Origin of the sequence: Kibdelosporangium aridum (assembly GCF_900176515.1) — a bacterium.
Taxonomy (GTDB): domain Bacteria; phylum Actinomycetota; class Actinomycetes; order Mycobacteriales; family Pseudonocardiaceae; genus Kibdelosporangium; species Kibdelosporangium aridum.
The window spans coordinates 465,138-486,038 of sequence record NZ_FWXV01000009.1; the positions used below are offsets into that span (position 1 = coordinate 465,138).

Annotated in this window: 21 protein-coding genes; 13 read left to right on the forward strand and 8 right to left on the reverse strand. The window is 66.5% G+C overall.

Annotated features, from left to right (window positions below):
* Positions 1 to 30: 30 nt before the first annotated feature.
* Genes B9C43_RS40390 through B9C43_RS40405 form a run of 4 tightly spaced genes read left to right on the forward strand, consistent with a single transcriptional unit; the run spans position 31 to position 3,454 of the window.
* The gene (locus tag B9C43_RS40390) at positions 31 to 1,182 is read left to right on the forward strand and encodes an acyl-CoA dehydrogenase family protein (RefSeq protein WP_033393909.1); all 1,152 of its coding nucleotides are present in this window, start codon (positions 31 to 33) and stop codon (positions 1,180 to 1,182) included.
* Positions 1,179 to 2,336, forward strand: coding sequence for an acyl-CoA dehydrogenase family protein (locus B9C43_RS40395; RefSeq protein ID WP_084432710.1), 1,158 nt, complete (start codon positions 1,179 to 1,181; stop codon positions 2,334 to 2,336). Before B9C43_RS40390 ends, B9C43_RS40395 begins: the two co-directional genes overlap by 4 nt.
* Positions 2,337 to 2,345: 9 nt before the next feature.
* Positions 2,346 to 2,948, forward strand: coding sequence for a TetR/AcrR family transcriptional regulator (locus tag B9C43_RS40400; protein ID WP_084432712.1), 603 nt, complete (start codon positions 2,346 to 2,348; stop codon positions 2,946 to 2,948).
* Complete coding sequence (locus B9C43_RS40405; protein ID WP_084432714.1) at positions 2,945 to 3,454, forward strand: GrpB family protein; 510 nt, start codon at positions 2,945 to 2,947, stop codon at positions 3,452 to 3,454. Before B9C43_RS40400 ends, B9C43_RS40405 begins: the two co-directional genes overlap by 4 nt.
* A 33-nt stretch (positions 3,455 to 3,487) precedes the next feature.
* Here B9C43_RS40405 and B9C43_RS40410 read toward each other — a convergent pair whose 3' ends face one another.
* The 3 genes from B9C43_RS40410 to B9C43_RS40420 form a co-directional block, all read right to left on the reverse strand.
* Positions 3,488 to 3,706 carry a S1 RNA-binding domain-containing protein gene (locus tag B9C43_RS40410; RefSeq protein WP_033393913.1) on the reverse strand — a complete coding sequence of 73 codons (219 nt, stop codon included), beginning with the start codon at positions 3,704 to 3,706 and terminating at the stop codon, positions 3,488 to 3,490.
* A 291-nt stretch (positions 3,707 to 3,997) separates the two neighbouring features.
* Positions 3,998 to 5,383, reverse strand: a complete 1,386-nt coding sequence (locus tag B9C43_RS40415) for a cytochrome P450 (protein WP_084432716.1) — start codon at positions 5,381 to 5,383, stop codon at positions 3,998 to 4,000.
* Positions 5,277 to 6,566 (reverse strand): TetR/AcrR family transcriptional regulator, encoded by a 1,290-nt coding sequence (locus tag B9C43_RS40420; RefSeq protein ID WP_235039124.1) that lies wholly within the window; start codon positions 6,564 to 6,566, stop codon positions 5,277 to 5,279. Before B9C43_RS40420 ends, B9C43_RS40415 begins: the two co-directional genes overlap by 107 nt.
* Positions 6,567 to 6,697: 131 nt before the next feature.
* Between B9C43_RS40420 and B9C43_RS40425 the strand changes: the two genes are divergently transcribed.
* The 4 genes from B9C43_RS40425 to B9C43_RS40440 all read left to right on the forward strand — a co-directional run bounded on the left by B9C43_RS40425 (position 6,698) and on the right by B9C43_RS40440 (position 11,282).
* Positions 6,698 to 7,912 (forward strand): acetyl-CoA C-acetyltransferase, encoded by a 1,215-nt coding sequence (locus B9C43_RS40425; protein WP_033393916.1) that lies wholly within the window; start codon positions 6,698 to 6,700, stop codon positions 7,910 to 7,912.
* 11 nt (positions 7,913 to 7,923) lie between these two features.
* A complete protein-coding gene (locus B9C43_RS40430; RefSeq protein ID WP_084432720.1) occupies positions 7,924 to 10,086 on the forward strand; it encodes a 3-hydroxyacyl-CoA dehydrogenase NAD-binding domain-containing protein in 2,163 nt (720 codons plus the stop codon).
* A 238-nt stretch (positions 10,087 to 10,324) separates the two neighbouring features.
* Positions 10,325 to 10,627: a WhiB family transcriptional regulator gene (locus tag B9C43_RS40435; RefSeq protein WP_037262332.1), complete on the forward strand. Its 303-nt coding sequence runs from the start codon at positions 10,325 to 10,327 to the stop codon at positions 10,625 to 10,627.
* A gap of 49 nt (positions 10,628 to 10,676) precedes the next feature.
* Positions 10,677 to 11,282, forward strand: a complete 606-nt coding sequence (locus B9C43_RS40440) for a 2'-5' RNA ligase family protein (RefSeq protein ID WP_143446926.1) — start codon at positions 10,677 to 10,679, stop codon at positions 11,280 to 11,282.
* Here B9C43_RS40440 and B9C43_RS40445 read toward each other — a convergent pair.
* The 5 genes from B9C43_RS40445 to B9C43_RS40465 all read right to left on the reverse strand — a co-directional run bounded on the left by B9C43_RS40445 (position 11,242) and on the right by B9C43_RS40465 (position 15,411).
* Positions 11,242 to 12,444 (reverse strand): MAB_1171c family putative transporter, encoded by a 1,203-nt coding sequence (locus B9C43_RS40445; protein ID WP_143446927.1) that lies wholly within the window; start codon positions 12,442 to 12,444, stop codon positions 11,242 to 11,244. The two genes, B9C43_RS40440 and B9C43_RS40445, sit on opposite strands and share 41 nt — an antisense overlap.
* Before the next feature lie 10 nt (positions 12,445 to 12,454).
* A complete protein-coding gene (locus B9C43_RS40450) occupies positions 12,455 to 12,973 on the reverse strand; it encodes an ImmA/IrrE family metallo-endopeptidase (protein WP_235039125.1) in 519 nt (172 codons plus the stop codon).
* Positions 12,974 to 13,037: 64 nt separating this feature from the next.
* Entirely contained in the window at positions 13,038 to 13,469 is a 432-nt protein-coding gene (locus B9C43_RS40455; RefSeq protein ID WP_084432805.1) for a transcriptional regulator, read from the reverse strand.
* Between the two features lie 740 nt (positions 13,470 to 14,209).
* Complete coding sequence (locus B9C43_RS40460; protein ID WP_033393923.1) at positions 14,210 to 14,989, reverse strand: SigB/SigF/SigG family RNA polymerase sigma factor; 780 nt, start codon at positions 14,987 to 14,989, stop codon at positions 14,210 to 14,212.
* Complete coding sequence (locus B9C43_RS40465) at positions 14,986 to 15,411, reverse strand: ATP-binding protein (RefSeq protein WP_033393926.1); 426 nt, start codon at positions 15,409 to 15,411, stop codon at positions 14,986 to 14,988. The genes B9C43_RS40460 and B9C43_RS40465 overlap by 4 nt, the downstream gene beginning before the upstream one ends.
* 188 nt (positions 15,412 to 15,599) lie before the next feature.
* Here B9C43_RS40465 and B9C43_RS40470 point away from each other — a divergent pair, with 188 nt between their 5' ends.
* The 5 genes from B9C43_RS40470 (at position 15,600) to malQ (ending at position 20,868) form a co-directional block, all read left to right on the forward strand.
* Positions 15,600 to 16,100: a hypothetical protein gene (locus B9C43_RS40470; RefSeq protein ID WP_051898231.1), complete on the forward strand. Its 501-nt coding sequence runs from the start codon at positions 15,600 to 15,602 to the stop codon at positions 16,098 to 16,100.
* Positions 16,101 to 16,116: 16 nt separating this feature from the next.
* Positions 16,117 to 17,550, forward strand: a complete 1,434-nt coding sequence (gene ligD / locus B9C43_RS40475) for a non-homologous end-joining DNA ligase (RefSeq protein ID WP_084432726.1) — start codon at positions 16,117 to 16,119, stop codon at positions 17,548 to 17,550.
* Entirely contained in the window at positions 17,543 to 18,406 is an 864-nt protein-coding gene (gene ligD, locus B9C43_RS40480; protein ID WP_033393924.1) for a non-homologous end-joining DNA ligase, read from the forward strand. Before ligD (B9C43_RS40475) ends, ligD (B9C43_RS40480) begins: the two co-directional genes overlap by 8 nt.
* Positions 18,407 to 18,592: 186 nt before the next feature.
* Positions 18,593 to 18,961, forward strand: coding sequence for a hypothetical protein (locus tag B9C43_RS56050; protein WP_143446928.1), 369 nt, complete (start codon positions 18,593 to 18,595; stop codon positions 18,959 to 18,961).
* 8 nt (positions 18,962 to 18,969) lie between these two features.
* Positions 18,970 to 20,868, forward strand: coding sequence for a 4-alpha-glucanotransferase (malQ, locus tag B9C43_RS40485; protein WP_084432806.1), 1,899 nt, complete (start codon positions 18,970 to 18,972; stop codon positions 20,866 to 20,868).
* Positions 20,869 to 20,901: the final 33 nt, after the last annotated feature.

A 20,901-nucleotide genomic window follows, 5' to 3' on the forward strand; every position in this document is an offset into this window, starting at 1 on the left:
TTGGATCCGGGTCGTGCCACGGTGTGAGGTGTGAGCGCCGATGTATTGGGCACGCCTGAGCGTGACGCGCTGAGGCAGACTGTGCGGCGGTTCATGGCGGCTGAAGTCCTGCCTCATCAGGATGAGTGGGAACGAGCCGGTGAGCTTCCCCGCGAGCTGCACCGCAAGGCGGGCGACCTCGGCCTGCTGGGCGTCGCGTTCCCCGAGGAAGTGGGCGGAGGCGGCGGTGACTACCTCGACGGGCTGACCGTGGCCGAGGAGATGCTGTACGCGGGCGCGGCCGGTGGCCTGATCGCGTCCCTGCTGACCTGCGGGATCGCCGTTCCGCACATCGTGTCGGCCGGTGACGGCGAGCAGATCGCCCGGTGGGTCCGGCCGACCCTGGCCGGGGACATGATCGGCTCGCTCGCGGTGACCGAGCCGGACGGCGGATCGGATGTCGCCAACATCCGGACCGTCGCGAAACGGGACGGCGACGACTACATCGTCAACGGCGCCAAGACCTTCATCACCTCAGGCTGCCGCGCGGACTTCGTGACCACGGTCGTCCGGACCGGTGAAGCGGGCGCGCACGGTATCTCGTTGCTGGTGATCGAGCGTGGCACGCCCGGGTTCACGGTGTCCCGCAAGCTGGACAAGATGGGCTGGCTCTGCTCGGACACCGCCGAATTGTCCTTTGTGGATTGCCGGGTGCCCGCGAAGAACCTCGTCGGCGCGGAGAACTCGGGGTTCATCCAGGTCGCGCAGCACTTCGTGACCGAGCGCCTGTCGCTGGCGGTCCAGGCGTACGCGGCCGCCCAGCGCGCGTTGGACCTCACGCTGGAGTGGGCACGGATGCGCCAGACCTTCGGGCGCCCGCTGATCTCCCGTCAGCTCGTCCAGCACACCTTGACCGACATGGCCCGCAAGATAGACGTGGCCCGCACGTACACCCGCAGTGTCGCGATCAAGTACCTGGCAGGCGAAGACGTCATTGCCGAGGCGTGTTTCGCCAAGAACACTGCTGTCGAAGCGGGCGAGTGGGTGGTGGACAAGGCCGTGCAGCTGCACGGCGGCCTCGGCTACATGCGTGAGGCGGAAGTCGAACGGCAGTACAGGGATATGCGGATCCTCGGGATCGGCGGCGGTACCTCGGAGATCCTCACCGGCTTGGCCGCGAAACGATTGGGATACACACAATGAGTTTTGTCGAGTCCGATGAGCGGCTCGCGCTGCGCAAGGCGGTTTCCGACCTGGGCAAGCGGTACGGCCATGACTACTACGTCCGCAAGGCCCGCGAGGGCGGGCACACCACCGAGCTGTGGCAGGAAGCCGGGAAGCTCGGTTACCTCGGCGTCAACGTGCCGGAGGAGTACGGCGGCGGTGGCGGTGGCATCGGCGACCTCGCGGCCGTGTGCGAGGAGCTCGCCACAGCCGGGTGCCCACTGCTGATGATGGTCGTGTCCCCGGCGATCTGCGCGACGATCATCGCCCGGTTCGGCACCGACGCGCAGAAGCAGGAGTGGCTGCCGCGCTTCGCCGACGGCTCGGTCGTGATGGCGTTCGGGATCACCGAGCCGGACGCCGGCTCGAACTCGCACAAGATCGTCACGACTGGCCGGCGGGACGGCGGCGACTGGGTCCTCAGCGGCCAGAAGGTGTTCATCTCCGGCGTGGACGGCGCCGACGCGGTGCTGATCGTCGGCCGGACCGAGGACGCGAAGACCGGCAAGCTCAAGCCCGCGCTGTACATCGTGCCGACCGACGCGAAGGGCTTCACGTACCAGAAGATCGACATGGAGATGGTCTCGCCGGACCGCCAGTTCACGTTGTTCCTCGATGACGTGCGACTGCCCGCCGAGGCGCTGATCGGATCCGAGGACGCCGCGCTGGCCCAGCTGTTCGCCGGACTCAACCCCGAGCGGATCATGGCCGCCTCGTTCTCCACAGGGCTCGGGCGGCTCGCGCTGAACAAGGCGACCGAGTACGCCAAGACCCGCAACGTCTGGGGCACTCCAATTGGTGCGCACCAGGGCCTCGCGCACCCGCTGGCGGACGTGCACATCAACATCGAACTCGCCCGTTTGATGACCCAGAAAGCCGCTTCCCTCTACGACGAGGGCAACGACATGGCCGCAGGTGAGGCCGCCAACATGGCCAAGTACGCGGCGGCTGAGGCCGCGGCGAAGGCAGCCGACCAGGCACTGCACACCCACGGCGGCAACGGTATGGCGAGCGAGTTCGGCCTCGGCGGGCTGGTGCTGGCGACGCGAGTCGGCCGGATCGCCCCGGTGAGTCGTGAGATGATCCTGAACTTCGTGGCCCAGCACTCGCTGGGGCTGCCGAAGTCCTATTAGGAGTCCAAGGTGCGCCAGCCGCAACAGGACCGCAGCCGCGCCACCCGGCAGCGGCTGCTGGAGTCCGCGATCGAGGCCCTCGCCGAACTGGGCTGGCAGGGCAGCACGGTGGCGGTGGTCGCGGAACGGGCCGGGGTGTCCAGAGGTGCGGCGCAGCACCACTTTCCCACCCGCGAGGACCTGTTCGCGGCGGCCGTGGAATACGTCGGCGAGGCCAGGCGGACCTGGACCCGCGAGCACAGCGCGGACCTGCCGACCGGCCCGGAGCGCACCCGCGCGGTGGTCGACATGATCGTCCGGATCTACACCGGCCCGCTTTTCCGTGCGGCACTGCACTTGTGGGTGGCCGCGACCTCGGACGAGCAGCTGCGCACGTCGATCGTGGAGCTGGAAGCACGAATTGGGCGCGAGCAGCACAAACTCGCACTCGAACTGCTCGGCGTGGACGAAAGCACGCCGGGCGTAAGGGAAACCGTGCAGGCGACGCTGGACATGGCCCGTGGTCTCGGCCTGGCGAACTTGCTGACTGACGACAGCAAGAGGCGCGCGGGAATCATCGACCGCTGGGCGGAGGTCCTGGACGCGACGCTGAACGCCGGCGCCCGCACATGATCGAGGTCGTCGACTACGACCCCGCGTGGCCACAGCTGGCCGCGGCGGCGATAGCAGACCTTGAAGGCATGTTCGTCGAGATCGAGCACATCGGCTCGACCTCGGTGCCGGGCCTGGCGGCAAAACCGGTGATCGACTTGATGGCAGCGGTTGAGGACCTTGCCGACGTGCCGACGGATTCCCTTGCGGCCGTGGGCTTTCATCAGCATGACAACGGCATGACGGACCGACTCCTGTTCATCCGCACGCGTGACGGCGTGCTCACGCACAACCTGCACGTCGTGACACTGGCCAGCTGGCCCACGCGCAACCAACGCATTCTGCGCGACTACCTTCGCGAGCATCCTTCGGACGCGGCGCGTTATGCCGCCCTGAAAAGGAAACTGGTCGCGTCCGGCATCCACCCCGGCGACTACGCCGCCGCGAAGACCGAGCTGATCCAGGAGCTGACCGACAAGGCCCGAACCCTGCTGGGACTGCCCCTTGTGGACGTCTGGGAGAAGTGATCGAGGCAAGGCGCCTTGCCTCGAGCTGCCGCGTCAGACCTGAGCGAGGCTCATTCGCTGCTTCTCCGCGTCCACATCGAGGACCTTGACCCGGACCTCGGTGCCCTCAGCCAGCTTGGCGCCGACCAGAAGACCGTGGATGTCCGGTGCCATCTCGACGAAAACGCCGAACGGCATCTCACTGACGACACGTCCAGTCAGGACAGTGCCGTCCCGCTGTGCCGCGATGAACGGTGCAAAGGGTTCTGTCATGCTCTCACCTCCTCTCCCAACACCAGTTCTGCCGACTGGGCGGGGGAGGGCGGGCCGCGGGCCCGCGGGGTGGTCACGACAAGGCCGGGGATCCCGTCTGTGCTTGGCGCAAGGCCGACCCGGTAGTCACGCCGGAGAGATTAGCACGAGAAAGTGATGCCCTGTAAAGCGTTGCCTGGCACACAATCAGGCAACCGAACCCGTTGACGCCCGTTTGCCATCGTGCAAGCCGGACGGCAGGGAGGGTGGCCTGCCTGCCGCTTCAGCTTGTCGTTGTTCAGGCCCTGCTCGCTACAGTGGCTGGAGGCTGACCGGCAGGCCGTCGGAAGGTGCCGGAAGTGCCGTCGAGTCCCAGCGCACCTTGTAGTCCTGCGGCACCGACCACTTGTACCTGGTGAGCATCTCGTGCAGCAACGTCTTCACTTCAAGCATCCCGAAGTGCATGCCGATGCACTTGTGCGCCCCGCCGCCGAACGGCATCCACGCGTACCGATGCGCCTTGTCCTCGCGGCGTTCCTCGCTGAACCGCTCGGGATCGAAGTGCGCGGGATTCGACCAGTACTCCGGAAGCATCTGGTTCACCCACGGCCCCAACGCGATCATCGTGTTCGCTGGCACGTAATGCCCGAGAATCTCCGTCTCCCGCACGGTCTTGCGCGCCAGCGAAGGCACCGGAGCCACCAGTCGCAGCGACTCCTTGATGACCAGCTCGAGATCGCGCAACCCTTCCAGCGCATCGATATCCAGCGGTCCCGGTCCCGCCGCGGCACACTCCGCGCGGACGCGGTCCTGCCATTCCGGGTGCTTGCCGAGGTAGTAAGCCGCGGCGGTCGTCGTGATGGTGGACGTGTCGTGTGCCGCCATCATCAGGAAGATCATGTGGTTGACGACATCGTCATCGCTGAACGCTTCGCCGTCCTCGGCTTGGGCGTGGCACAGGCCGGAGAACAGGTCGTTCGAATCGCTCGCTCGTTTCGCGGGGACGTTGCGGCGGAAGAAGTCCTCAAGCAGTTTCCGCCCTTGCAGGCCCGCGTTCCACCGCCCGCCCGGCACCGCGAAACGGATCATCGATGTGCCCGCGCGAACCGTGGCCACGAAGGCCTTGTTCAGCGCGTCCTTCTCATTGCCCAACGCCGAAGCCATGAACACCGCGCCCGCGATGTCCAAAGTCAGTTGTTTCATCCGCGGGTAGACGTGGAATGTCCCGGTCTCCCATGCCTTTACACCCTCGGCCGCCACCGATGCCACGTGCTCGAGGTATCCGGTGATCCGTGGCCGGGTGAAGGCTTGCTGCATCAGCCTGCGGTGGAACATGTGTTCTTCGAAGTCCAGCAGCATCAGGCCGCGCCGGAAGAACGGGCCGATGAAGTACGTCCATCCTTGCTGCGAGAACGTCTTGTCCTTGTTCGTCAGCACGACCTGTGTCGCGTCGCCGCCCGCCGCCGCGACGATGTTCACGCCGAAGGCCTTCATCCAGGAGACCGGGCCGTAGGTCTCGTAGCGCTTCAACCCGAAGTCCAGGCCCAGCCGCAGCGCTTCCAGCGAGTGCCCGATCAGCGGCAGGCCGCTGTCACCCGGAACCGGCTTGAGGTCCGACCCGGCCGGGACCGCGCCGAAGTCCTTTCTGCGCCACGTGTTCTCCAGCAGCCATTCGTCGAATTTCGTCGCGCCGGCCATGTGCGTCGTTGCCACTGCCTGCCTCCGCTGCTGTGTCCAGTACGGCTACTGCGAGTCCGGTCAGCTCGACCACCAGCCCAGGTCTGGTGGTCACCCGAGGTGTCCGGGTGAGGTCGTTGACGATGGTCAATGCCGCGTGCACGGCAATCCGAGCTTCCGGTTCCGGCAGGTCAGGCGCAACGGTTCGGAGCAACGTCACCCATTCGGCGACGTACGCGCGTTGCACTTTGACCAGTTCTTTCCGGTCCCGGTCGGGCACGTTGCCCAGTTCGCTCGCGAACACCGACAACAGGTCGTCCGATCGCCACACGATGTCCACATAGGACGCGACCAGGCCGGTCAATGCCTCGCGTGGCGATGGTGCGTTCTCGATTACCCGGCGGGCGTCCATCTGCAGGCGGTCGGCCATCCGGTAGCCCGCCGCCATCAGCAGTTCCGCCTTGCCGTCGAAGTGCCGGTAGACGCTCGGCCCGGCGATTCCGGCCGCGGCGCCGATGTCCTCCATGCTCACGTCCCGGTAGCCGCGTTCGCGGAACAGGCGTGTCGCCACGGTCAGCAGCTCCTCGCGGCGTGACAGCTGCACGGGCGGGCGCTGCCACTCGTGCCTGGTGCTGACCGGCGATTCGGGCAGCGAGCTGCGGAAAACCGCGCAGGCCATCCTGCCGAGCAGCTGCTCGAACCGGCGCTTCGGCAGTGACACGTGGTGGTCGGCGACACTGCCGAACACGCTCAACGCCGCCCAGCTCAGCAGCTCAGCCTCGGGTAAGGCCAGGTCAGGCCGGGCGTCGCGGAGTGCCGACACCCAGTCGCCCATCAGTTCGGCGCCGCGCTTGACGATCTTGATCTGGTCGGCTTTGTCCAGGTGACGGCCCTGCCAGCGCCACAGGGCGGTGATCTCACGGCGCTCGACCGCCAACGCCGACACCGACGAGACCAGGGCGGGCAGTGGCTCGGGCTGGGCCAGTGCCTGGTCGGTGACCAGGCCGAACTTGTCCAGGCCGGTGAGCAGGACGTGTGCCAGTACGTCCTGTTTGCCGCGGAAATGGCGGTACACGGCGGGGCCGGTGACACCCGCCGCCGCGGCGATGTCGTTGACGCTCACGCCGTGGTAGCCATGCCTGCGGAACAGCTCGGCAGCAGCGTCTGTCAGCTGCTCCTTGCGGTTGCGCGGTCGGCTGTTCACGGCGGGAGTGACCTCCGTCTCGTAATCGGTCCATAGCAAAGCTAGATCAGCCAGTTCTGCTTGACAAGCAGCGGATTCGTTCCATGATGTGAATGAGCATTAGCACCAGCGCGGGTGAGAGGAACTTCGGCGTGAGCACAGAAGCGTTCATCTACGAGGCGATCCGAACGCCTCGCGGCCGGGGAAAGAAGACCGGCTCGCTGCACGGCGTCAAGCCGATCTCGCTGGTGACCGGGCTCATCGACGAGATGCGCACCCGTCACCCCAACCTGGACACCGACCGGGTCAGCGACCTGATCCTCGGTGTCGTCTCGCCCGTCGGCGACCAGGGCTCGGTGATCTCCCGGTCCGCCGCGATCGCGGCCGGGCTGCCCGACACGGTGGCCGGTGTGCAGGTCAACCGGTTCTGCGCGTCCGGCCTTGAGGCCGTCAACCAGGCCGCGCAGAAGGTCCGCGCCGGCTGGGACGAGCTGGTCATCGCCGGCGGTGTCGAATCGATGTCCCGTGTGCCGATGGGTTCCGACGGTGGCGCGTGGGCGATGGACCCGGAGACCAACTACGAGACCTACTTCGTGCCGCAGGGCATCGGCGCGGACCTGATCGCCACGATCGAGGGTTTCTCACGTGACGACGTCGACGCGTACGCCCTGCGCTCGCAGGAACGTGCCGCCAAGGCATGGGCGGGCGGTTACTTCGCCAAGTCCGTTGTCCCGGTCAAGGACCGCAACGGCGTCGTGATCCTGGACCACGACGAGCACATGCGCCCGGACACCACGCTGGAGGGCCTGGCCAAGCTCAGCCCGTCCTTCGCGGGCATCGGCGAGATGGGTGGCTTCGACGCGGTGGCGCTGCAGAAGTACCACTGGGTCGAGAAGATCAACCACGTGCACCACGCGGGCAACTCGTCGGGCATCGTGGACGGCGCCGCGCTGCTGCTGGTCGGCAACGAGCAGGTCGGCAAGGACCTCGGGCTGACCCCGCGGGCGCGGATCGTGGCCACCGCGGTCACCGGATCCGACCCGACGATCATGCTGACCGGCCCGACGCCCGCGACCCAGAAGCTGCTCAAGACCGCGGGCCTCGGCGTCGAGGACATCGACCTGTTCGAGCTGAACGAGGCCTTCGCCTCGGTCGTGTTGAAGTACCAGAAGGACCTTGGCATCCCGGACGAGAAGCTGAACGTCAACGGGGGCGCCATCGCGATGGGGCACCCGCTCGGCGCGACCGGCGCGATGATCACCGGGACCATGGTCGACGAGCTGGAACGCCGCGAAGCCCGCCGGGCCGTGGTCACTCTCTGCATCGGTGGCGGCATGGGCCTGGCCACCCTGATCGAGCGCGTCTGAGGACACCTGACATGACTGAGAACATGATTCGTTGGGAGCAGGACGCGGACGGCATCGTCACGCTGACGATGGACGACCCGGACCAGTCGGCCAACACGATGAACGAGACGTACGCGCGCTCCATGCACGATACGATCGAGCGCCTGTACGCCGAGCAGGACAACATCACCGGTGTCGTGCTGACCTCGGCCAAGAAGACGTTCTTCGCCGGTGGCGACCTGAAGATCATGAGCAGGACCGGCAGGGCCGACGCCGCGGCCATCACCGACCACGCCAACAGCATGAAGGCCGACCTGCGCAAGCTCGAACTGCTGCCCAAGCCGGTCGTGGCCGCGATCAACGGCGCCGCGCTCGGCGGTGGCCTGGAGATCGCGCTGGCGTGCAAGTACCGGATCGCGTTGGACGCCAAGGGAAGCCAGATCGGCCTGCCCGAGGTCACGCTGGGCCTGCTGCCCGGCGGCGGCGGTGTCGTGCGAACCGTTCGCCTGCTTGGCATTCAGAACGCGCTGCTGAACGTTCTGCTGCAGGGGCAACGGCACAAGCCGGCCAAGGCCAAGGAAATCGGCCTGGTGCACGAGGTTGTCGCCACGCCGGAGGAGATGATCGCGAACGCCAAGGCGTGGATCAAGGCCAACCCCGAGGCCGTGCAGCCGTGGGAGGTCAAGGGCTACAAGATTCCCGGTGGTACGCCTGCGAACCCATCCTTCGCGGCGAACCTGCCCGCGTTCCCGGCGAACCTGCGCAAGCAGCTCAAGGGCGCCAACATGCCCGCGCCGCGCAACATCATGGCGGCCGCGGTCGAGGGTTCCCAGGTGGACTTCGACACCGCGTCGCTGATCGAGACGCGGTACTTTGTGGACTTGCTGACCAGCCAGGTCGCCAAGAACATGATCAAGGCGTTCTTCTTCGACCTGCAGCACATCAACTCCGGCGGCTCCCGCCCGGACGGCTACGAGCGCTACACCGCCCGCAAGGCTTTGGTGCTCGGCGCGGGCATGATGGGCGCCGGTATCGCGTACTCCTGTGCCAGGGCGGGGATCGACGTCGTGCTCAAGGACGTTTCCCTTGAGGCAGCGGAAAAAGGCAAGGGTTACTCGGTCAAGCTGCTGGAGAAGGCCGTCTCCCGCGGCAAGATCACGCAGGACAAGGCCGACGAGGTGCTGGCCAGGATCCACCCGACCGAGAAGGCCGAGGACGCGGCGGGCTGTGACCTGGTGATCGAGGCGGTCTTCGAGGACCCGTCCTTGAAGCACAAGGTGTTCCAGGAGATCGAAGGCTTCGTCACACCGGACGCGCTGCTCGGCTCGAACACCTCGACGCTGCCGATCACCGGCCTCGCCGAAGGCGTGCAGCGCCAGGAGGACTTCATCGGCCTGCACTTCTTCTCGCCAGTGGACAAGATGCCGCTGCTTGAGATCATCCGGGGCGCGCGGACCAGCGACGCGACGCTGGCCAAGGCGATCGACGTGGCACAGCAGATCAAGAAGACCCCGATCGTGGTCAACGACAGCCGTGGCTTCTTCACCAGCCGCGTGATCGGCACGTTCCTGAACGAAGCGGTGGCCATGGTCGGCGAGGGCATCGCCGTCCCGTCGATCGAGCAGGCAGGAAGCCAAGCCGGTTACCCGGCCCCGCCGTTGCAGCTGATGGACGAGCTGACGCTGACCCTGCCCCGCAAGATCCGCGAGGAGACCAAGGCGGGTATCGAGGCAGCGGGCGGTACGTGGACTCCGCACGCGTCCGAGGGCGTCATCGACAAGATGGTCCTGGAGTACGACCGCAAGGGCCGCTCGACCGGCGCGGGCTTCTACTCCTATGTCGACGGCAAGCGCACGGGCCTGTGGGACGGGCTGGCCGAGGCGTTCGGCTCCGGCTCGAAGGAAATCCCCTTCGAGGACATGAAGGAGCGGATGCTCTTCGCCGAGGCGCTGGAAACCGTGAAGTGCTTCGACGAAGGCGTGCTGACCTCGATCCCGGACGCCAACATCGGCTCCATCATGGGCATCGGCTTCCCGCCGTGGACCGGTGGCGTCATCCAGTACATCAACGGCTACCCCGGTGGCCTGGCCGGGTTCGTCGCCAGGGCCCGTGAGCTGGCCGAGCGCTACGGCTCCCACTTCGAGCCGCCTGCCTCACTGGTGGCCAAGGCCGAGAAGGGCGAAATCTTCGAGTAAGTCCTGGTTGTCACCGGCCGCCCCGGGTGCCACGCACTGTGGCCCCGGGGCGGCCGCGCGCTTCCCTGCTCTGAGCGGCATAAGTGCTGGTCACGAGGCGATCGGCGATCAACCACCAGGCGGGCTACCGTGGGAGTCATCTCACCTGCCGGTTGATTTTTTCGGTGGTTAGTCCGCGCATGCCCTTGGGTACCCGGGCCTCACGACGGAAATGACCGGGGTGGGGAGAGAACACACCATGACGTACACGAAGCGACTGCCCAAGCCAGTGGTCGAGCAGTGGGACTGGCAGCTGCAGGGCAACTGCCGTGGTCAGGAGTCTGCGGTCTTCTTTCATCCTGACAACGAGCGTGGGCCGGCCCGTCGCACCCGTCAGGCCAAGGCCAAGCAGGTCTGCCAGACCTGCCCGGTGATCGTTCAATGCCGCCAGCACGCGTTGCGCACGCGTGAACCGTTCGGTGTCTGGGGTGGACTGGACGAGGACGAACGCCGCGCCATTTTCTCCAAGCGCACCCGCCAACAGCACCAACCCGCTGCCTGAGAAGTCGGATCCCCCTCCTCCGCTACGTTGTGTCAGTGTGGACACGTTCATGGTTGAGCAGCTGAAGCTGCGCTGGCCTGCGGACTGGACGAAGCTGCACGTGTATTTCGTGCCCGATCCCGCCGAGATCAAACCGATCGCCGATGCCTACCGGGGTGTCCTGGACAGCTTGGATTGTGTGGCGCGGCAACCGGAAGAGTGGCTGCACGCGACGATGATGGTTCTCGACGGCGTGCCCGCCAGGGACGTGCCCGCCGAGCAGCGCGCGGAGCTGATCGACCGGCTGGGTAAGGCCGTTGCCGAAGTGCCCTCGTTCACCGTGACGTGCGGCCCTGCCGTGGCGGGACGCAGCACGGTGACGCTGGACATGGTGCCGGACAAGGACTTCGTCGCGTTGGCCGAGCTGGTGAAGGCCGCCGCGGGCGAGGTGTTCGGCCCGGAAGCGGTGAAATACACCAACAATCGGCCGCACATCACGCTCGCGTACGCGACCGGGGACGGCGACTCCGGAATCATCCAGGACAAGCTGCGGTACGCCACCGACCTGCGTGTCCCGCTGACGGTCGATGCCGTGCGGCTGGTGGATGTCCTTGTGGACGCGGAGCTTTTCCAGTTCAGGTGGGAGGAACTGGCCGCACTGCCGCTGAGGAGCTGACTTCGTCACGCACGCGGCTGCGGATTTCCTGGACAGTGGCGTCGTTGGCGAAGGCATGGGAGACACGGATCAGCCAGTCACGTTCGGCGTTGATGTCTCCCGTGCCTGCGTTCGGAGTCTCGGCGGTGCGTGGGTCTGGGTGGTAGCGCACGCCCGCCGCGTGCGCTTCGAGCGCGCTCGCGGTCACAGCGGCCTCCACCAGGACTTCCACTTGGTCACCTGTGATGCCGCGCTTCTCTGCCCCTTCGGTCGCCCACGCACGCACCTCAGGATGGCTGTACGCGCGCAGCGCCAGGTTCGCGTCGCGGATCTCTATCACCCTGCGGTAGACACTGAAGTCGTCATCATCGACCGCCAGCTTGATCTCGGGCAGCACATCGTGCACCTGGCTCCACAACGGTTCAAGCGCACGGAGATGACGGGCCGTGCGGGCGCGACGCAGCGGATCCCGGACATAGCGGACAACCAGCGGCACCACACCACCGATGGCGATCAGCGCCGCGGCCGTCGACGACAACAGCGCGGTCACCTCAGCCTCAGCCGCCACCGGCGACGAGCTCAACCGGTTGATGACGAGGACAACGGTCTTCCATGCCGCCCACAGCAATCCCGCGAACGCGCCCAGCATCATGATGTTCAGGCCGACGCGCAGCGCACGTTCCGGCGCCGCGGCCGAGTAACGGCGAATGAGTGCCACGAACGCGCCCAGACCCGCAGCGCAGTAAGCGCTGAACAACGTGAGGTACGCGGTGATCGGCGGACGGTTGCCGTACACGGTGACGAACTCGATCTCGAACTGCGTGTCACCAGCGAACAGCAGGACACCCAAGGCGAGCACGACGAAACCGGCGATCACACCGTGCAGCACGACCAGGCGACGGGCCCGCTCCCCGTCCCGCACGGTGTACGCCAGGATCGCGATCACGCACCACCCGGCCGCGATCACCAGGCTGTTGCCCACCCAGCGGCCGAAGTTCGGCAGCGGCTCGAAGGTGTGGATGAACCGCAACGCGCTGGGGGCGATCGCGAAGGCGGCGAGACCGAGTAACGCGAAGCACGCGATGGCGAAGCGCGCCGCGTTGTTCGCGGCCCCTTGCTTGGCCTTGAACACGGCGATGGTCAGGCAGAGCACGCCGACGACGAGCTTCACGTAATCGACCAAGAGAAGCCACCTATCCGAAGATCGAGCCCAGCCGGTCGATGCCACCGGCGAGTTCGGGGTTGACCGGGTGCGCGGGGCGGGCGCGACCACCGCGGATGAGAATGACAGACGCGAGCATCTCCGCCTCGGCCTCCTCCGCTTCGGAGTACACCGTGCGCCCGAGCACCCGGCTGATCAGTTTGGCCGAGAGGTTCTTCATCAGCAGCGCGGCGACCGACTCGTGCAACGCGCTCGTTCCCTTGTGGCCGCACAAAAGATGCCCGATCTCGTGGGCGATGATGTGTTCCTGGTGCAGCCGCGTGGTGTTGGACGCGTAGAAGACGTAGTCGGCGTCCGGCGTTTCGACGAACATGCCGCACGGCGTGTCCCTTTTGGCCGCCATCCCGACCAGTTCGATCCGCCTGCCCCTGTGCTCGACGAGCGCTGTGACGAACGCCTCGGCGCTGAACGGTTGGGGGATGGGCAGTGTCTTGGCGAGCTGTTCACAGCGTTGACGCAGGCGTGATGGATCCTCAAGTGACACGCTCACCCCCGTGATCGACCACCAGCCGACGGCGAGCCGGCGGCACATGGACCAGCCTAGCGGGGGCTGATCATGCATCCGTGGGGCCGGTCCGCCGTTCGGCCTCGCGCCTGGCGATCACGTCGATCATGTCGTTGATCGTCCCGAGTCCGTCCTCGGACAGGTTCACCGCGCGCAGTGCGACGTTGCGGACCTCGGCATTGCGCAGCGCGCCGAGCAGCTCAAGCTCGGCGTGGATCTGTTTGCCCTGGTCGTCGTCGAAGAAGTACGCGACGGGCACGTCGAAGAACTCGGCGAGCGCCTCCAGGTGCCGCTTGGTCGGGTTGTCCCGCCGGCCGGTACGCAACTGCCAGAGGTACGTGGCGGAAAAGCTCTCCCCGGTCGCCTCCCGGCACGCGGTGGCGACCTCCTCATTGGTGTACTGCTCGCCGTCGGGCCTGCGGACGATCTGGAACAACCTGTCGATCTTGGCAGCAAGCGTCGGCGCGGTGCCCTCACTCATCTCGAACCTCACCCACAGCTCATGTAAATCCCAGTCCCCAGGGATTCATCCTAGTTGACAGAGCGGCCGTTGCCACTAGACTCGCCCATGAGCTGAGATGAATTAGGGGGGAAACCGATTCACCGCAGCTGGTCGTGGCGGTGTTCCGGGAGGTGGGGGTCTCCCGGAGCACTGTTGCAGATCGACGGCTTTGGGTCTGCGGCGCTCATGGGTTGGTTTCGGCGCTTTGTGATTGGTTTTGGCGTGCTTGTGGCTTGCTGCGGCGCGCTCTGTGGTTGCTTTCGGCGCGCCCCTGTGAGAGGTCGGCGCGATTTGGTGTGGAGCCTCTGCGCCGCAAAGCAGGACCAACACCGCGGGCAGGACCTGCGGCCCTGCCCGCCGACAAGCTTATTTGCGGCGCCACTCCACACAAAATCGCGCCGACTACCACTTTTGGCGCGCCTTTCTGTGCTCGGGGCGCGCCTTCGCTGTGACTTGGGGCGCGCCTCCACTTGGGCCGGGGCGCGCCTTTTTCTTGGGGCGCCTTCACTGTGGTTGGGGAGCGGCCATGGACTCATTGGTATGGCAGGGAGTTAGCCTTTTCCGAGCTGTGGAGCGCCCATGTCTTCGCTTCGGCCTGCACTCCAGAATCGCGTGTCCACCTTTGCAGCACACCGTGTCCGCCTTTGCGGCACCGCGAAATTCCCCTTGCCCCAGCCCCTTACCCCACCCACATCCCAGCCGCTTGTCCTATGAGGACATCACTCTTCTTCGAGCATGCCCTCGCGCAGCTTCTGCAGCGTTCGTGCCAGCAGGCGGGACACGTGCATCTGGGATATGCCGATCTTCTCCGCGATCTGGGTTTGGGTGAGGTTTCCGAAGAACCGCAACAACAGGATGGTTCGTTCTCGCTCCGGCAGGTCGCGCACCAGCGGCAGCAGTGACTCGTGGTTCTCCACGCCTTCCAGCGCCGAGTCGGGCTCGCCGAGCATCTCGCCGAGTGACGTGTTCTCCGAGTCCTGCGTCAGCATGTCGTCCAGTGACACCGAGTGGTACGCGTTGCCTGCCTCGAGGCCTTCGTAGATCTCGTCTTTGCTTAGGCCGAGGCGGGTGGCGATTTCGCTCGGTGTTGGGGCGCGGCCGAGTTGCTGCGACAGCTCGTTCCCCGCCGCGGTGATCGAGAGGTGCAGTTCTTTCAGCCTTCGTGGCACTCGGACGGACCAGCTGGAGTCTCGAAAGTATCGGCGGATCTCGCCCATCACGGTCGGCACGGCGAACGACAGGAAATCCGTTCCCCGTGTCGGATCGAAGCGGTCCACCGCGTTGATCAGGCCGACCGTCGCGACTTGGACGAGGTCCTCGCTCGATTCACCGCGGTGGGCGAACCGCCTGGCGATGTGCTCGGCTACCGGCAGGTGCCCGGTCACCAGTTCGTCACGCAGCTCGATGCGGCGCGGGTCGTCCTCTGCCAAGGCCGCGAGCTCGTGGAACAGGGGCGTCAGGTGCTCGTAGCCGTTCTTGGTCCTCGCTCGTGTCGTCACGCCCCACCTCTGCCACGCTTGGCCAGCTCGATCAGCACTCGGTACCCACCGGGAACCTGCTCGACCCGTGTGCTGGCGGTGTCGGCGAGCGTCGTCAACACCCGCCAACCGAACGATGCCGTGTCCAGCAATGCGTCTACTGTGGACAACGCGGAGGCCTGCATGCCGATCGTGTCGTCGCTCACGCGGAACCGGCACCGCAACTCCGTTCCCGGCCACGCGGCGCCCGCCAGCATCGAGCACGCCTCGTCGACCGCCAGCTTCAGGTCGGCGACGAAGTCGAGATCGAAGTCCTCGCGCATCGCGATGGTGGCCGCGAGCGACCTGATGATCGGCAGGTACCTCGCCTCCGCGGGAACTCTCAGCTCGATGTCACCCATGTCAACCGAACTGTCCACGGTGGACTTGTTGGCCGCGGTCATGATCACCGCCCCTCTAATCGTATGACGACTGCATGCCTGGTTAACCCGCGGCCGGGGGAGTCAAACGCATGTGACGGTGGGTAGCGGCCGTGAAGTCGAATGGTTGAAATGCCGTTGACCTGGGTAACTACCCGGGGCCCTGCGCCGATCATCAGGGTGAACCGCACGCCTGGGGAGGTGGACGAGAGATGAGCGACGAGTGTCCGCTTGTGCAGATCCGGGCTCGCGCCAGGGCACTGGTCGCGATGGCCCGCGACGGCGACACGGCCGGCCTGGTGGACGCCCTCGACCGGCTGCTGGCCGAACAGGCCGAGGGCGGGCCGGGCCCGCACCAGATCGTCGGCGAGCTCATCTGCGCGGCAGTCCAGATGGTCACGCTCCGGGCGGGTGAGGTGCCCGCGCACACGCTCTTCGCCGTGGACATCCGGGACGACACCGACCAGGCAGTCGCGATCGACCACCTCGAACCGCCACTGCGTGCGACCATCCGGGCATTGCTCGCCGAACTCAACGGCCATCCGGATGACGCCCGGTTCCAGCTCGAGCTCGCGTTGCGTGACATAGATCTTGAGTCGACCCTCGAGGTGGTCGTGCACGCTCTACTGTGGACGATAGGAATGTTGGAGTGGTGCGAGGAACAGGGCGTGGACGCCCCGGATTGGCTCAGGGGAGCGGGTTTGGCGGCTTAACCGATACGGTATAGCCGTGCCGGGTGACCTGAGTGAGTATCGCCGTAAACGTGATGCCGCACGCACTCCTGAGCCCGTTCCCAACGAGGCGGTCCTTCCCCACGGGGATGATGACACCTTTGTCATCCAGGAACACCACGCCCGTCAGTTGCACTGGGACGTCCGATTGGAGCGCGGCGGCGTGCTCGTGTCATGGGCCGTGCCGAAGGGGCTTCCGACCGATCCGAAGACGGTCCGGCTGGCGGTGCACACCGAAGACCATCCGATGGAATACGCCACCTTCGAAGGCGTGATCCCGAAGGGTGAGTACGGCGCCGGGAAGATGACCATCTGGGACCGTGGCACGTACGAAACGCTCAAATGGGAGGACTACGAAGTCGACGTCGTCCTGCACGGCCAACGGGTCGACGGTCACTTCACGTTCCTGAAGCGCAGCGAGGGCTGGATCGTGCGCAGGCGCGGCGCCGCGCAGGACCCGAACTGGCAGCCGCTGCCCGATGAGATGACGCCGATGCTGGCCACGGTCGGCTCGATGCCGCCCGCCAGCCAGAACGACAAGTGGGCGTACGAGTTCAAGTGGGACGGCGTGCGGGCACTGATCCGTGTCGAAGGCGGCAGGCTGCAGATCTTCAGCCGGGCGGGCAACGAGGTCACGGCCAGCTACCCGGAACTCGCTGAGCTGGGCAAGGAACTGGGCAGCGCGCAGGCCTGGTTGGACGGTGAGATCGTCGCGTTCGCGGGCGGCAAACCGAGCTTCGCCGAGCTGCAGAAGCGGATGCACGTCGCCAACGCCGCGCAGGCGCGCAGGCTCGCCGGTCAGGTCCCGGTCAGCCTGCTGCTGTTCGACCTGCTGCACTTCGAAGGCCGGTCGCTGCTGAAGTTGCCGTTCGCCGATCGCCGCGCACTGTTGGAGAAACTCGGTCTGCGTGGCAGTCATTGGTACACCGCGCCGTCGTATCCCGGCGCCGGTGACGCGGTGATCGCGGCCAGCCGCGAACAAGGCCTCGAAGGCGTGATCGCCAAACGGCTGGACTCGCGCTACACCCCCGGCCGGTCCCCGGCGTGGATCAAGATCACCGATGTCCGGCCGCAGGAGGTCGTGATCGGTGGCTGGCGGCCCGGCGAAGGACGCCGCGAAGGTGTGCTTGGCGCGTTGCTGCTCGGGATACCCGAAGAGGGCGGTTTGCGGTTCGTCGGTTCGGTCGGCACGGGGTTCTCCGACACCGATCTCGAGTCGCTGACCGAGCAGTTGCGTCCGTTGGCTCGCAAGACGTCACCGTTCAACGGCAAGTTGCCGCCGGAACGGGCGAGGGGAGCGAAGTGGGTCGAACCCGAGCTGGTCGGGGAAGTGGTGTTCCGGATCTGGACGCCCGACGGCCGGATGCGCGCGCCGGTCTGGCGCGGCCTGCGCCCGGACAAGTCGGTGGGCGAGGTGGAACTCAATGGGTGATCAGCTGGTCAAGGTCGACGACCGCACGCTGAAGCTGACCAACATGGAGAAGGTGCTCTACCCGGAGGCGGGGTTCACCAAGGGCCAGGTGATCGACTACTACGCCCGGATCGCGCCGGTTCTGCTGCCGCACCTCGCCGACCGGCCGGTGACCTTGCGCCGGTATCCCAACGGCGTCGACGGCCAGTCGTTCTTCGAGAAGAACGTGGCACGGCACGCGCCGGAGTGGGTCCGCACCGAGCGGCTGCCGACGCCGGGCAGCAGCAAGGGCAACGAGTTCCTGGACTTCGTGGTGATCGAGGACCTGGCCACGCTGGCGTGGGTGGCCAACCTGGCCGCGCTGGAGCTGCACATTCCACAGTGGAAGATCGGAAACGATCCAGACCTGCTCGTGTTCGACCTGGATCCCGGTCCGCCCGCGACCGTCGTCGAGTGCTGCCAGGTCGCGCTGTGGCTGCGCGAGGAGCTGGCCGAGGGCGGCTACGAGGCATGGGCCAAGACCAGTGGCTCCAAAGGAATGCAGCTGTATGTGCCGGTCGAGCCCGGCGAGATCGACACTTGGTCGTATTCCCGCAAGCTCGCCGAGCGGCTGGCCCGCGAGTATCCCCGGCAAGTTGTCGCCACGATGGCCAAGGCGCAGCGCGGCGGCAAGGTTTTCATCGACTGGAGCCAGAACCGCCCGGCCAAGACCACGATCGCGCCGTACTCACTGCGCGCCCGGCCGCAGCCGACCGTGTCGACCCCCGTGACCTGGCAAGAAGTCGAGCAGTGCGATCACGTCGAGGATCTGACCTTCACCGCGGACGAGGTGCGCGCCCGCGTCGACGAACTCGGCGATCTGCTCGATTACATCTAGATGGTCGGACGTTTGCGCCGATACGCGAAGGAAACGGACTGTTAACCCTCGCCCACTCGTTCAAGCGAACGACTCAGTTGGTGGCTACCACTCTATGAAAACAGGGGTAATCTGCCCACGGGGTCGGTTGGAAGGGAGTGGTTCACGGTGTCACGTCAGCGCTCTTCTGTCGTACCAGTCGGTACGGTGAAGCCGAGAACCTCGCCGGAGCATCGGCGGTTACGCGCCGACTTGCCCCGGCCAACCCTGGCGCTGACGCCCGGTCTGCAATTGCGACGTGCTGTCGACATTGCACTCCACGATCTGCAAAAGGTGTCGCAGGCGGAACGGTCCGAAATGCTCGGCGCGATGCGCCGGGTCAACGACAACCTGCACGGCGCGCTCGCGCACACCGCCGCCATCGGTGAGACGTGCATGGTCGCGTCCGCCGTCCAAGCCGTGCACGCTGCCGAAGAACACCTCGAAGCCTCCGAACTGAGCCAGGCCCGCGTCGCGCTGACCACAGCCCGCGAACGGCTCACTCCGCCGACGGCCAAGCCGAGGGATCTGTCCTGAGCGAACCCATCGACGAAGATCTGGCGGCGCTGGCGCGCGCCCATGGCGTGGCCACCTGGTACGAGGACGCGGACCAGCGCCGGGTCGAAGTGGACCGTGCGGTCGTACTGGAAGTCCTCGAACAGCTCGAAGTGGACCCTGCCGCGCCCGCTGCCGCCACCGGCTTGCCGGACACGATCGTTGTCCGGCAAGGAACTCGGTACGAAACCGGTTCCGGACTGCTGCGCACCGAGGACGGCGCCCGGATCGGCATCACCGACCGGCTGCCCGCCGACCTTCCGTTGGGCTGGCACGTGTTGGAGGCCGAGGGCCGGGAAATCCCGCTCGCGGTGACGCCCGCACGGATGCCGGACGTGCCGCGTGCGTGGGGCTGGATGCTCCAGCTCTACGCCGTGCACTCGCGCGAATCGTGGGGCATGGGTGATTACGGCGACCTGGCGTCGTTTGCTCGTCAAGCCCAGGGACAGGGCGCGGGCGTGCTGCTGGTCAACCCGGTTCAGGCGATCGTGCCGACGTTGCCGGTCAACCGGTCGCCGTACTCGCCGTCCAGCCGCAGGTTCGCGAATCCCTTGTATATCAAGGTGACCGACACCGCGGAGTTCCATCGGGCGGACCCGTCGGTGCGTGCCCAAGTGCTTGCTTTGGCGCCGGGGCCACTCGGAGACCTGATCGACTACGATGTGGTCTGGGCGGCCAAGCTCGCCGCGCTGGAACTCCTGTGGCCCGGCGAGATTCGCGATCTGGAACCCGGCCTGCGCGACTACGCGACCTTCTGCGCGTTGGCTGAGCGGCACGGCGGCGACTGGCGTGAGTGGCCCTCCTCGCTGCGGCACCCGGACAGTCCCGGCGTTGCAGCCGCCCGCCGCGAACTCGCGCCGCGGGTGGCATTCCACGCGTGGCTTCAGGAAGTCTGCGAGGCACAGCTGGGCACGGCTCGTGCGGCCGCCAGTGACATGGCGGTCGGCATCATGCACGACTTGCCCGTCGGCGTGGATCCCGGCGGCGCGGACGCGTGGGCGCTGCAAGACGTCCTCGCGCCACGCGTCACCGTCGGCGCGCCGCCGGACGCGTTCAGCCAACAAGGCCAGGACTGGCGGCTGCCGCCGTGGCGTCCGGACAAGCTCGCCGCGGCGGGATACCAACCTTTCATCGAAGTTTTACGCAGTGTGCTCAAGCACGGCGACGGCATCCGAGTCGATCACGTCGCCGGACTGTGGCGGCTGTGGTGGATCCCGCCGGGCGAACCGCCGAGCCGTGGCACATACGTGCACTACGACTCCGAGGCGATGCTGGGCATCCTGGCGCTTGAGGCGCACCGTCACTCCGCCGTGGTGGTCGGTGAGGACCTCGGCACGGTCCAGCCGCACGTCACGCGGACGCTGCACGAGCGAGGGATGCTGTCCTCGGCCGTGCTGTACTTCCAGCGTGACTATGAAGCCCCTGGTCACCCGTTTGTGCCTATCCGTTCGTGGGAACCCGCTTCCATGGCGAGCATTTCCACCCATGACCTGCCGACCGCCGCCGGATTCCTCGAGGCCGAGAACGTCCGGGTGCGCGCCAGGCTCGGACTGGTCGACGACGCGGAGAAGGAGTACGACCGGGTGGCTGCGGAACGGCGTGACTTGATCGACTTCTTGGTGAAAGAAGGCGTACTGGAGTCGCCAGACGCGGACGAAGGCGAGATCCTGGTCGCCATGCACGCAGTGCTCACCCGCGCCCGCAGCGCGCTGATTCTCACATCACCCCCGGACGCACTCGGTGACCTGCGACAACCCAACCTGCCAGGAACGGTCGACGAGTACCCGAATTGGCGAATTCCGCTGCCTGTGCCGGTCGAGGAGTTGTTCTCCCAGCCCGGTGTCCAGCGGGTCGTGCACGCTCTGGGCCAGGGCGCGAACCCTGGGTGACATCGCCGTGCCCGTGATGAGCACGGCGGCGAC